The following is an 11811-nucleotide window of genomic DNA, read 5'->3' as shown; positions in this document are numbered from 1 at the left end:
ATCTTCAGCGGCGGCCGTCAGGCGGCCGCTTGCCCGGGCAGCAGCCCATGCACCACATCGACGATGTCCTGCACGGTGCGGACCGCCTTGAAGGCTTCCGGCTGCAGGTTGCGGCCGAGCAGCGGCTTGAGCTGCACGATCAGGTCCACGGCATCGATGCTGTCGATGTCCAGGTCGTCGTACAGGCGGGCCTGTGGCGTGATGCGCACCGGTTCGATCTCAAAGCTGTCCTTGAGGATCTTGACGATGCGATCGAAAAGTTCGTTCTTGGTCATGGCAAATCCTGAGACGCCGTTAAGACTGCTGGCGTGCGGCGACAAACTCGCCAAGGGCACGCACGCTGGAAAAATGGCGACGGGTCTCTTCCGAGTCGGCGGACAGGCTGACACCGTACTTTTTCTGCAGGGCCAAACCAAGTTCAAGCGCGTCGATCGAATCCAGGCCCAGCCCCTCCACGAACAGGGGTGCGGCGGCGTCGATGTCGTCCGGAGTGATGTCTTCCAATGAAAGCGATGAAATGATCAATTCCTTGATCTCGTGCTCAAGTGCCTGCACGGCTTGGTTCTCCAGCGAAGTCAAAGTAGTGGGCAAGGTGATCGGTCACGCGCCGGGCCGCCAAGGCATCCCCCCTGGGCGTATCGTCGGCCCCGGTCAGGAACGGGGCGATCGGGAGATCTTCCCCGACTTCCAGCTGAACGTGAAAACGCCGTGATGGCACACGATACCATTTCTGGCCCTTGGTCAGGGTAGGCGGGGTGCAGGTGATCCTGACCGGGGTAATGTCCAGCCGGCCCCGGACGGCAATGTTGGCGGCGCCGCGCTGCAGCCGCAGCGGCTGTCCCGGGACAGTGCGGGTGCCCTCCGGGAAGATCACCAGGTTGCCCCCGGCCTTGACGGCGGCGATGCAGTCATCGATCAGCCCCGCCCCGTCGCTATTGGCCACGTAGCCGGCCGCGCGGACCGGGCCGCGCATGAAGGGGCTGCAGGCGACAGCCTGCTTCACGACGCAATCGGCGTTGGGCAGCTGGGCGATCAGCAGCACCACGTCGATCAGGGTGGGATGGTTGGCCAGGATCAGCAGACCGTTGCGCTGCAGGCGTTCCGCGCCCCGGATCTCGTACGTCATCACCCCCAGCCAGCGCATCAGCGCGACATGGCTGGCGAAACTGAATTGGACCAGCCGGCGCGCCAGGGTGCGCCGCCGGGCCGTGTGACGGACCAGCAGCAGCAGCGGAAACAGCAGCCCACCCAGCAGCAGCCCGCCGATCCCGAAGGCGGCGAAACTGACGCCGGTGCCGACCACGCGCCAGGCGTGGTCGAGGCGGGCGCGCCAGCGCTCAGCCATGGCGCTGCCAGGACCACTGCTGGCCATCGACCTGGAACTGCAGCGCCGGCTCGCCAGACAGCAGGAAGCGCAGCGCGTCCAGGCTGTGCGGCAGCGCGCCGGGCGGGCTGTCCTGCCCGCCCCGGCCCCAGCCCAGCGACAGCCGGGTGCCCGGCGCATCGGCGCGGGCCAGCCGCCAGCACCAGGCGAAGAAGGGGTCAGGCTCATCGGCGAACCCGGCGTACACCGCCGGCAGCGGCGATTCGTAGGCGATCACGCGCACTTCCGGGGCGCCATCGGCGAGCAGCCCGAAGGCCTCCACGCAGGCGGCCTCCACCGTGCCCCGGCCGCCGGCCAGGGCCAGGTAGTTGCCGCGCTGGCCGCGCGCGATCGAATACAGCGCGGCCACCGCGTTGTGCACCGACAGGCCAAAGCCGGTGGGCGACATCGGGGCATCCTGGCGCAGGGTATCGAGCAGTTCCATCGAACGGGCCACGTCGCCATGCCGGGACGCGAACACCAGCGGCACCTGGCCGGCATCGTCGGGCTGTTCGCACCAGCACGCGGCCTGGATGGCCATGCGGCCCAAGCGCTCGATGCGGCGGCGTTGCATGGCCGGCACTTCCGGCAACGCGGGCGTGTCGTCGCCTTCGGGCAACGTCGGTGCGTGGGCCCACGCCTGCCAATCCGATTTCGTGGTCAGTCCCGGTGCCCAGGCCGACCAATCCACAACAGAGAACTCGATCATTCACGCCAACATGGTTATGGGCACCTGGACAGCACGAGCCTTGGCGGCAACGCGGATCGGCTCCCCCATTCCAGCCGGCCCACGCCTGTCTTCGACATCGTCCGGCGTGTTCGGCACGCCGCGAAAGGAGCGCACGCTATCATGACACCCTCGGCACTGGCAGTTTTCACAATCTGAAATGAGTAGCACGATCCACAGCGTAGCGGCCGCGCAGGTCCTTTCTCCCTCGGCAGACCCCGCGCTGTTCCGTGCGTTTTATGCCCCCGCTGCTGAACGCGATGCCGCCTTGGCCGACCCGCGCACGCTGGCCGTGTTCGGCTTTTCAACCGCTGCCGCGCCCTGCGACGACCCGCGCTGGCTGCAGGTGCCGCTGGCCGAACAGGGCCCGGCGCAGGTCGAGATCTGGCAGGGCGCCAGCCCGGTGCAGCACGGCGTGCGCGGGGGCGTGCGCTGGTCGGCCAACGACACGTTGCTGTTCGGCGCGATCGAAATTGACGAGGTCGCCGGTGATATCGAGTCGGCCGCGGCAGACGCCTACGCTCGGATGAGTGGCTTTCTGGCCAACTGCGGTTTCCCGCACCTGCTGCGCACCTGGAACTACCTGGACGCGGTGACCGAAGGCGACGGCGACCAGGAACGCTACCGGCGCTTCTGCGTGGGCCGGGTGCGTGGGCTGCGCGAGCTGGACGAGGCCGCCCTGCCGGCGGCCACCTGCATTGGCCGTTTCGATGGCGTACGCCGCCTGCAGGTGTACTGGCTGGCGGCCCGCGAGGCCGGCCTGCCGCTGGAGAACCCCCGCCAGGTCAGCGCGTTCCGCTACCCGCGCCAGTACGGCCCGCAGTCGCCCAGCTTCTCGCGGGCCCTTTTGCCGCCGCCTGCCACCGGCCTGCCGCTGTTGCAGTCAGGCACGGCGGCCATCGTCGGGCATGTCTCGCAGCACACCGGGTCGGTGGCCGAGCAGCTGGAAGAGACCCTGACCAACCTGCAGAGCCTGGTGGATGCCGCGCGCCTGCAAAGGCCGGGGTTGCCGGCTGCGCTGGGCGCGGAATCCGTGTTGAAGGTGTATGTGCGCCGGGCCGAGGACATGCCGGCGATTGCAGCGCGGATGGCCGGACTGCCGGGCTCGCCGGCCTTCGTGGTGCTGCACGCCGAGGTGTGCCGCGCCGAATTGCTGGTCGAGATCGAAGGCCTGCACGGGTGACGCGCGTGACGACCAACGGTCGTCACCTACCGCGTATCGCCTGGCCAGGGATGTGCCGCGTTTCGGCCGGGCCGGGGATGTGCCCCGAATCGTCCGTTCCGGGATGTACCGCATGCCGGTAGGTGACGACCGTTGGTCGTCACCCGGACCCGGTCAATGGTATCCGGCGTCCGCGCGTACCTTGCCGCGGAATACGCGGTACGACCACGCCGTGTAGCCCAGGATCACCGGCAGCAGCACCACCAGCCCGACCAGGCTGAAGCCCATCGACGAGGCCGGCGCCGCCGCCTGCCACAGGGTCATGCTGGGCGGCAGCAGGTAGGGCCACATGCCCAGCACCAGCCCGATGAAGCCGAGCACGAACAGCGCCAGCGTCAGCAGGAACGGCGGCAGGTCGCGGCGCGGGTGCATGGCGCTGCGCCACAGCGCCACCGCCACGCCCAGGGTCAGCAGCGGCACCGGCGACAGCCACCAGAAGTTGCCGTCGCTGAACCAGCGCGCCATCAGGCGCGAATCCAGGAACGGCAGCCACGCACTGACCAGCCCCATGAACACGATCACCGCCACCACCAGCGGCCGGGTCAGGGTGCGCGCGAAGGTCTGCTCGCGGCCTTCGGTCTTCAGGATCAGCCAGGTACTGCCCAGCAACGCATAGCCGAACACCACCGCCGCGCCGGTCAGCATCGAGAATGGGCTGAACCAGCCGAACGGCCCACCCACGTACTGCCCGTCCACCACCTGCAGGCCCTGCACCAGCGCACCCAGGATCACGCCCTGGGCGAACGCGGCCAGCACCGAGCCCAGCCCGAAGGCCACGCTCCACAGCCGCCGCGAACGGTGCGCCTTGAAGCGGAATTCAAACGCCACCCCGCGGAACACCAGCGCCACCACCAGCAGCAGCACCGGCAGGTACAGGGCCGACAGCAGCGCGGCATAGGCCTTGGGGAAGGCGGCCATCAGCCCCGCCCCGCCCAGCACCAGCCAGGTTTCGTTGCCGTCCCAGATCGGGGCGGCGGTGTTCATCATCACGTCGAGCTGTTCTTCATCCTCGGCCATCGGCGCGAGGATGCCGATGCCCAGCACGAAGCCATCCAGCACCACGTACATCAGCACGCCAAAGCCGATCACCGCGAACCATGCCACCGGCAGCCAGGTCGTCATCTCCATGTCAGCGCTCCTCCAGCGGCTCGTCGGCACCGGACAGCGGCCGCGCCGGGGTGTGGCTGCCGTCTTCGATCGGCGGTTGCTGGTCGTGCGGCTTGGGCCCGGTACGGATGATCTTGACCAGGTACCAGATACCCCAGCCGAACACGAACGCGTAGCCGACGACGTACACGCCCAGCGACAGCGCGGTCATCCACGCGCTCTGCGGGCCCACCGCATCGGCGGTGCGCAGCACACCGTACACCACCCACGGCTGGCGGCCCATTTCGGTGACGAACCAGCCCGACACCAGCGCGATGAAGCCGCTGGGCAGCATCCAGTTCCAGCCGCGCACCAGCCAGCGCGATTCCAGCAGGCGGCCGCGCCACCACTGGAAGGCCGAAGCCCAGGCCAGCAGCAGCATCAGCGTGCCCAGCCCGACCATGATGCGGAAGGCGAAGAACACCGGCACCACCGGCGGCCGCTCGCTGGCCGGCACGGAAGTTAGCGGATCGAAGGTCCCGTCCAGTGAATGGGTCAGGATGAGGCTGCCCAGGCGCGGGATGGCGATCTCGAAGTCGTTGCGCTCGGCCTTCTCGTTGGGCACCGCGAACACCACCAGCGGCACGCCTTCGCCCTCGCCTTCGGCATGCCAGTGCGCTTCCACCGCCGCGATCTTCATCGGCTGGTGCTTGAGGGTGTTCAGGCCGTGCATGTCACCCACGAAAATCTGCACCGGTACCGTGAGCGCGGCGAACGCCACCGCGGCCAGCAGCATGGTGCGCCCGGCTTCAACGTGCTTGCCCTTGCGCAGGTACCACGCGCCCACCCCGCCGATCACGAAGCAGGTGGTGATGAACGAGCCCAGCGCCATGTGCGCCAGCCGGTACGGGAAGGAGGGGTTGAACACCACCTGCCACCAGTCCTGCGGCACCACGATGCCATCGATGATGGCGTGCCCGGCCGGGGTCTGCAGCCAGCTGTTGGACGAGAGGATCCAGAAGGTAGACACCAGCGTGCCCAGCGCCACCATGCAGGTGGACAGGAAATGCAGGCGCGGCGAGACCTTGCCCCAGCCGAACATCATCACGCCCAGGAAGCTGGCCTCCAGGAAGAACGCGGTGAGCACTTCATAGGTGAGCAGCGGCCCGATCACGCTGCCGGCCACCTGGCTCAGCCGCGGCCAGTTGGTGCCGAACTGGAAGGCCATGACGATGCCACTGACCACGCCCATGCCGAAGGACACCGCGAAGATCTTCTGCCAGAAGAAGTACAGCTCGCGCCAGATCGGCTTCTTCGTGCGCAGCCACTGGCCCTCGACGAAGGCCAGCCAGCTGGCCGTGCCGATGGTGAAGGCCGGAAACAGCACATGGAAACTGATGACGAACCCGAACTGGATCCGCGACAACAACAACGCGTCCACGCGACGCCTCCGCAGCATTCTCTGGAATCCGCACCAGTCTGGGCCGATTTCCGTGAAGAGGGCATGCGACCCGGTGACGCGCTGCTTCACTTTGTCGCAGGCACGGTAGGTATCGACCGTTGGTCGATACGGTGGGGCCGGCGCCAGGAGCCCGGCGCGGTGCGCCGACGCACGACCAACGATCATGGCGCGCATGGCCCATGACCTGTGGCCCCCTCGCCGAAGGCCCGGCGCTGCTACGCTTGGCGGGTTTTCCTTTACGGTGCTGCCCGCAATGCCCAGAACGCTGCCCTTGTCCCTGCTGCTGCTCGCCGCCCTCGGCGGCGCGGCCCACGCGGCACCGACGCCGATCACCATCGAACAGGCCATGGCCGACCCGGACTGGATCGGTCCGCCGGTCGAGAGCGCTTGGTGGTCGTGGAACAGCCAGCAGGTGGAGTACCAGCTCAAGCGCACCGGCAGCCCGGTCCGCGATACCTTCCGCCAGCCGGTCAACGGCGGTACCGCCACCCAGGTCGCCGATGACCAGCGCGGCAGCCTGGACGTGGACGCACCGGTGTACGACAGCGCCCGCCAGCGCAGCGTGTTCGTGCGCAACGGCGACGTGTTCCTGCGCGACCTGCGCAGCGGCGCGCTGACCCAGCTCACCCGCAGCACCGAGAAGGCCAGCGCGGTCAATTTCGCCCGCGACGGCGGGGTGATCTGGCGCACCGGCCAGAACTGGTTCCACTGGACCGCCGCCGGCGGCGTGCAGCAGGTGGCCAGCCTGAAGGCCGAAAAGAACCCCGACGACGCCCCGAAGGCCGACGTGCTGCGCGACCAGCAGCTGCGCACCCTGGCCACGCTGCGCAACGACCGCGCCCAGCGCGACGCACTGAAGGAGCAGGAAGCCAGCTGGCGCCGCGCCGACAGCACCCGCGCGCCGGGCCCGGTGTACCTGGGCGCCGATGTGGAGATCGTCGACAGCGCGCTGTCGCCCGATACCCGCAGCCTGATCGTGGTGACCAAGCCGAAGAGCTTTGACGAAGGCCGCGGCGGCAAGATGCCCAAGTACGTGACCGAATCGGGCTACGAGGAGTTCGAGGACACCCGTACCCGCGTGGGCCGCAACGACCCGGAACCGAACGCGCTGTGGCTGGTCGACGCCGTCACTGGCACGGTCAAGCCGCTGTCGCTGGACAGCCTGCCGGGCATCGGCACCGACCCGCTGGCCGCGCTGCGCAAGGCCGCCGGCAAGGACGCGCTGAAGGGCAGCCGCCCGGTGCAGGTGCTGGGTGGACCCGGCGCGCCGGGCATCCGCTGGAGCAATGACGGCCAGCAGGCCGCGATCCTGCTGCGCGCCAACGACAACAAGGACCGCTGGATCGCCAGCGTCAGCCCGGCCGAGGCCAGGCTGCAGACCCGCCACCGCCTCACCGACGCGGCGTGGATCAACTGGAGCTTCAACGATTTCGGCTGGTCCAACGACAACCGCACGCTGTGGCTGCTGTCCGAAGAGTCCGGCTACTCGCACCTGTACACCCAGCAGGGCACGGCCAAGCCGCAGGCGCTGACCGGTGGCAAGTGGGAAACCTCGATGCCGGTGCCCAGCGCCGATGGCCGTGGCTTCTACGTGCTGTGCAACCAGCAGGCCCCCGGCGACTACGAGGTGTGCGCGGTGGATACCGCTTCGCGCCAGGTGCGTGAGCTGACCTCGCTCAACGGCGTGGAAGACTTCTCGCTGTCCCCGGACGGCCAGCAGCTGCTGGTGCGCTACTCCGGCGCCTACCTGCCGGCGCAGTTGGCGGTGGTGCCCACCGCGGGCGGCCAGGCCAAGGTGCTGACCGACACCCGCACTGCCGCCTTCAAGGCCCGCCAGTGGATCCAGCCCAAGCTGGTGCAGGTGCCTTCGAAGCACGGCGCGGGCGTGGTCTGGGCCAAGTACTACGGCCCGGAGAACCTGGAGCCGGGCAGGAAGTACCCGATCGCCATGTTCGTGCACGGCGCCGGTTACCTGCAGAACGTGCACCAGCGCTACCCGGCCTACTTCCGCGAGCAGATGTTCCACAACCTGCTGGTGCAGCAGGGCTACGTGGTGCTGGACATGGATTACCGCGGCAGCGAGGGCTACGGCCGCGACTGGCGCACGGCGATCTACCGCAACATGGGCCACCCGGAACTGGAAGACTACAAGGACGGCCTGGACTGGCTGGTGGCCACCCAGCAGGGTGACCGCGACCATGCCGGCATCTACGGCGGCTCCTACGGCGGCTTCATGACCTTCATGGCGCTGTTCCGTTCGCCGGGCACCTTCAAGGCCGGCGCCGCGCTGCGCCCGGTGGTGGATTGGCACCAGTACAACCACGGCTACACCGCCAACATCCTCAACACCCCGGACATCGACCCGGAGGCCTACCGCGTCTCCTCGCCGATCGAATATGCCGAGGGCCTGCAGGACCACCTGCTGATCGCGCACGGGATGATGGACGACAACGTGTTCTTCCAGGACTCGGTCAACCTCACCCAGAAGCTGATCGAGCTGCACAAGGACAACTGGAGCATCGCGCCCTACCCGCTGGAACGCCACGGCTACGTGCGTGCCGATTCCTGGCTGGACCAGTACAAGCGCATCCTCAAGCTGTTCGAAGAGAACCTGAAGTGAGCCACGACGCGGCGACGATACGGATCGTCGCCGCGGTCATCACCGATGCCGCCCGGCGCGTGCTGGTGGTGCGCAAGCACGGCTCGGCGGTGTTCATCCAGCCGGGCGGCAAGCCCGAGCCGGGCGAGGCACCGCTGGCCGCGCTGGCGCGCGAGCTGGACGAGGAACTGGGCGTGCAGCTGGACCCCGCCACGGCGGTGCCGCTCGGCGTCTACAGCGACTGGGCGGTGCATGAAACCGGCTGCCGGGTGCACGCCGAGGCCTGGTGGGTACAGGTGCTGGGCACCCCACAGGCGCGGGCGGAGATCGCCGAACTGGCCTGGGTGCCGTTGCAGCCACCGCACGGGCGCCGCTTGGCACCGTTGAGCGAAGACCATATCCTGCCGGCGGCCGCGCGCGTGATCGCGCCGGGCTGACCCTACCGCACACTGCCAGGACACCGGATGTCTTCGATTACGCCCCCGCTGCTGCCCGTTGCCCATCCGCGCCCGAAGGGGGATGGCACCCCGACCTTTCTTGCCCCGCTGGCCAAGTCGGTGTTGGTGGTGTGCATCGTGTCGGCCGTGTGCTGGGCCGGTGGCGCGGTGCTCGCCGCGCTGCTCGCCCAGTCGGCCTGGTTGAAGGACCTGCTGGACGGCGCCGACCTGTCCTGGATGCCGTCGTCGCTGCGCTGGTTCGGCCGGCATGCGGTGGCGGTGAACGTGGGCATGCTGGTCCTTTCCCTGGTGGGGGCTGCGGCATGTTGGGGCCTGCTGCGGCGCAACCGCTGGGCGCTGTGGACCTTCATCGTGCTGCTGGTGGTCACCGCGCTGCTGAACTTCGTCGGTGCGTGGGTGATCGACGAGGTATTCCGCCAGCTGATCGTGCACCTGCCGCCGCACGCAGACGCCGATGCCGGCCAGCTGCGCCGCGACCTGCAGATGCAGCGCGTGATCTACACCGGCCTGACCGTGCTCACCGCGCTGGCGTTCGCCGCACTGCACGCCTGGCTGGTGGCACGCGTGCTGCGCCCGGACGTGCGGCGATGGTTCGCCGCAAAGGCCCCGTAGATCGAGGCGCTGCCTCGCTGCCCTGCGGTAAAGTACCGCCATGAACGAATTCGAGCGCGTACGCAGCTACCTGACCGACCTGCAGGACCGCATCTGCGGCGCGGTCGAGACCGCCGACGGCCAGGCCCGCTTCACCGAAGATCTCTGGCAGCGCGCCGAGGGCGGCGGTGGCCGTACCCGCATCCTGCGCGATGGCGCGGTGTTCGAGCAGGCCGGTATCGGCTTCTCCGACGTCTCCGGCACGCGTCTGCCGCCGTCGGCCTCGGCAAACCGGCCGGAGCTGGCCGGCGCCTCGTGGCGCGCCACCGGCGTGTCGCTGGTGTTCCACCCGCTCAATCCGTACCTGCCCACCACCCACGCCAACGTGCGCTACTTCAGCGCCGAGCGTGATGGGCAGCAGGTGGCGTCCTGGTTCGGCGGCGGCTTCGACCTGACCCCGTTCTACCCGTTCGACGAGGACGTGCAGCAGTGGCACCAGGCCGCCCACGACCTGTGCGCCCCGTTCGGCGAAGAACGCTATGCGGCACACAAGCGCTGGTGCGACGAGTATTTCTTCCTGCGCCACCGCAATGAAACGCGCGGCGTGGGCGGGCTGTTCTTCGACGACCTGCACGGCGACTTCGAGCGCGACTTCGCCTACCTGCGCGCGGTGGGTGATGGCTTCCTGCAGGCATACCTGCCGATCGTGGAACGCCGCAAGCACACCCCGTACGGCGAACGCGAGCGCGAGTTCCAGCTGTACCGGCGGGGCCGGTACGTGGAGTTCAACCTGGTCTACGACCGCGGCACGCTGTTCGGGCTGCAGAGCGGCGGCCGCAGCGAAAGCATCCTGATGAGCCTGCCGCCCCGGGTGCGCTGGGAGTATGGTTTCACGCCCGAACCCGGCAGCGCCGAAGCGCGGCTGGGCGATTACCTGGTGCCGCGCGACTGGCTCAGCCCGGGCTGAGCTGCGCCGCGGTGCGGCGGAGCATGGCGGCATGCGCGGCCTGCAGCTCGCGCTTTTTCTCCAGGTAATGCGCGACCTCACCCCGCGCATTGCTGATCGCACTGCATTCGTCCTCATCGAAGAGACCGCCGCCACAGTAGACGCGGCCCGATGCCGAAAGGGTGTCGTGCTGGCGAAGCACCGATTCAAGGTGCCTGCAGGCGGCGTCAAGCTTGCGCTCGGTCCGCTCGCGGCGCTCCAGTTGTTTCTGCAGCTTCCGGTGCTGCGCCTCGGGATGCAGCGGCCTGGAGAAGCGCAGCCGCCACGCGGACGGCTCGTTGGTTACCGCCATGGGCACCGCCCGGGACGGCGGCAGCTGCCGTGGCACCGGCGCGCTGGTGAGCATGGCGTCGTCGTAGGACGGCGGAGGCTCGTACGCGGGCGACGGCTGGACATCCCGACGGGGGAAGGCGCCCCAGGCGGCGTGGACGGCGACCCAGGCACGGTCGGAAGAAACAGGATCGAGAGGCATGGCAGGCATCTCCGTTGCGTGGGCCACTCCAGCAGCGGCCCCTGATGCGGCCGATTTCAGCAGTGCGCGTGGCGAGGCGCTTTCATTTTCCGCTCAGGTGCCGCCGCCGTCCTTGGGTTGCCTGGGAACGATGGTGATGTGGCCGTTGATTTCCAGCAGCGCCATCGAGACCTCGCTGATATGGGTGCAGCCCTGCTGGCGCATGGCCGCTTCCAGATCGGCGCGGGTGACCAGTTCGCGCTTGAGCACCGAGGCGAGCACTTCGCCGTCGCGCGCGATCAGCACCGGTTCGCCTTCCACCAGCGCTTCCACCTTCCTGCTGCGGGTGCTCAGCCAGCCCACGCCATAGTTGATGCCAATCAGCGTGGCGGCCAGCAGCAGGCCGCCGCCGAGCGAGGTGTCCTTGCCCAGCAGCGCGTTCTGCACGGCGTTGCCCAGCAGCACGATCAGCAGCACGTCGAACGGGGTGATCTGGCCCAGGGCGCGCTTGCCCGACAGGCGGACCATGCCGAGCACGACCACATACACCACCACGGCGCGCAGGATGAATTCCCACCAGGGCATGGCCAGGTCGAACAGGTCACTCATGCGAGCCCCGCAGAAGAGAGAGTGCCTGAAGCATACGGGTAGCGCCGGCCGTTGGCCGGGCTCCTGAAAATAAAAAGCCCCGCCGACCAGGGGGAGGTCAGCGGGGCCGGGGAACGGGCGCTTGGGGAGGAGCCCCCGTTCCGAGATCTGCTCCAGGGGATGGGAGAGATCCACAACAGGCATTGCGCCTGTCGAGGTCTATAAAAGCACCTCGAACATTGATAGTTCGTGAAGGGC

The 11811-nt window shown here is 68.4% G+C and carries 13 protein-coding genes; 5 read left to right on the top strand and 8 right to left on the bottom strand.

Annotated features, from left to right (window positions below; genetic code table 11):
* Positions 1-17: 17 nt before the first annotated feature.
* From SOM39_RS05290 to SOM39_RS05275, 4 genes are read right to left on the bottom strand one after another with little or no spacing between them, the layout of a single operon-like run.
* Positions 18-275 carry an acyl carrier protein gene (locus tag SOM39_RS05290; protein WP_068854458.1) on the bottom strand — a complete coding sequence of 86 codons (258 nt, stop codon included), beginning with the start codon at positions 273-275 and terminating at the stop codon, positions 18-20.
* Between the two features lie 19 nt (positions 276-294).
* Positions 295-555 carry a phosphopantetheine-binding protein gene (locus tag SOM39_RS05285; protein ID WP_068854459.1) on the bottom strand — a complete coding sequence of 87 codons (261 nt, stop codon included), beginning with the start codon at positions 553-555 and terminating at the stop codon, positions 295-297.
* Positions 542-1345, bottom strand: coding sequence for a lysophospholipid acyltransferase family protein (locus tag SOM39_RS05280; RefSeq protein WP_320457717.1), 804 nt, complete (start codon positions 1343-1345; stop codon positions 542-544). The genes SOM39_RS05285 and SOM39_RS05280 overlap by 14 nt, the downstream gene beginning before the upstream one ends.
* Positions 1338-2072 (bottom strand): beta-ketoacyl synthase chain length factor, encoded by a 735-nt coding sequence (locus SOM39_RS05275; protein ID WP_320457716.1) that lies wholly within the window; start codon positions 2070-2072, stop codon positions 1338-1340. The genes SOM39_RS05280 and SOM39_RS05275 overlap by 8 nt, the downstream gene beginning before the upstream one ends.
* Positions 2073-2250: 178 nt before the next feature.
* On the opposite strand from SOM39_RS05275, the gene SOM39_RS05270 reads away from it, so the two are divergent.
* Positions 2251-3273 (top strand): pteridine-dependent deoxygenase, encoded by a 1023-nt coding sequence (locus SOM39_RS05270; RefSeq protein ID WP_320457715.1) that lies wholly within the window; start codon positions 2251-2253, stop codon positions 3271-3273.
* Positions 3274-3426: 153 nt separating this feature from the next.
* Here the strand turns inward: SOM39_RS05270 and cydB are convergent, their stop codons facing one another.
* Together cydB and SOM39_RS05260 are read right to left on the bottom strand one after the other, a co-directional pair.
* Positions 3427-4440: a cytochrome d ubiquinol oxidase subunit II gene (cydB, locus tag SOM39_RS05265; RefSeq protein ID WP_068854461.1), complete on the bottom strand. Its 1014-nt coding sequence runs from the start codon at positions 4438-4440 to the stop codon at positions 3427-3429.
* A 1-nt stretch (position 4441) separates the two neighbouring features.
* Positions 4442-5839: a cytochrome ubiquinol oxidase subunit I gene (locus SOM39_RS05260; protein ID WP_320458058.1), complete on the bottom strand. Its 1398-nt coding sequence runs from the start codon at positions 5837-5839 to the stop codon at positions 4442-4444.
* 274 nt (positions 5840-6113) lie between these two features.
* On the opposite strand from SOM39_RS05260, the gene SOM39_RS05255 reads away from it, so the two are divergent.
* From SOM39_RS05255 to hemF, 4 genes are read left to right on the top strand one after another with little or no spacing between them, the layout of a single operon-like run.
* On the top strand, positions 6114-8480 hold the full coding sequence (locus tag SOM39_RS05255; protein WP_320457714.1) for a S9 family peptidase: 2367 nt from the start codon (positions 6114-6116) through the stop codon (positions 8478-8480).
* Positions 8477-8896 carry an NUDIX domain-containing protein gene (locus SOM39_RS05250; protein WP_320457713.1) on the top strand — a complete coding sequence of 140 codons (420 nt, stop codon included), beginning with the start codon at positions 8477-8479 and terminating at the stop codon, positions 8894-8896. Before SOM39_RS05255 ends, SOM39_RS05250 begins: the two co-directional genes overlap by 4 nt.
* 27 nt (positions 8897-8923) lie before the next feature.
* The gene (locus SOM39_RS05245; RefSeq protein ID WP_068847817.1) at positions 8924-9529 is read left to right on the top strand and encodes a tetraspanin family protein; all 606 of its coding nucleotides are present in this window, start codon (positions 8924-8926) and stop codon (positions 9527-9529) included.
* A gap of 40 nt (positions 9530-9569) precedes the next feature.
* Positions 9570-10475, top strand: a complete 906-nt coding sequence (hemF, locus tag SOM39_RS05240; RefSeq protein WP_210131353.1) for an oxygen-dependent coproporphyrinogen oxidase — start codon at positions 9570-9572, stop codon at positions 10473-10475.
* Here hemF and SOM39_RS05235 read toward each other — a convergent pair.
* Both SOM39_RS05235 and SOM39_RS05230 read right to left on the bottom strand, forming a co-directional pair.
* Positions 10462-10986, bottom strand: coding sequence for a hypothetical protein (locus SOM39_RS05235; protein WP_320457712.1), 525 nt, complete (start codon positions 10984-10986; stop codon positions 10462-10464). The two genes, hemF and SOM39_RS05235, sit on opposite strands and share 14 nt — an antisense overlap.
* A gap of 93 nt (positions 10987-11079) precedes the next feature.
* Positions 11080-11574 carry a DUF421 domain-containing protein gene (locus SOM39_RS05230; RefSeq protein ID WP_320457711.1) on the bottom strand — a complete coding sequence of 165 codons (495 nt, stop codon included), beginning with the start codon at positions 11572-11574 and terminating at the stop codon, positions 11080-11082.
* Positions 11575-11811 lie beyond the last annotated feature (237 nt).

The organism is Stenotrophomonas sp. CFBP8994, from assembly GCF_034044835.1.
GTDB lineage: Bacteria > Pseudomonadota > Gammaproteobacteria > Xanthomonadales > Xanthomonadaceae > Stenotrophomonas > Stenotrophomonas rhizophila_A.
Note: the sequence above shows the minus strand (reverse complement) of the source record. Positions and strands in the feature narration are given on the sequence as shown.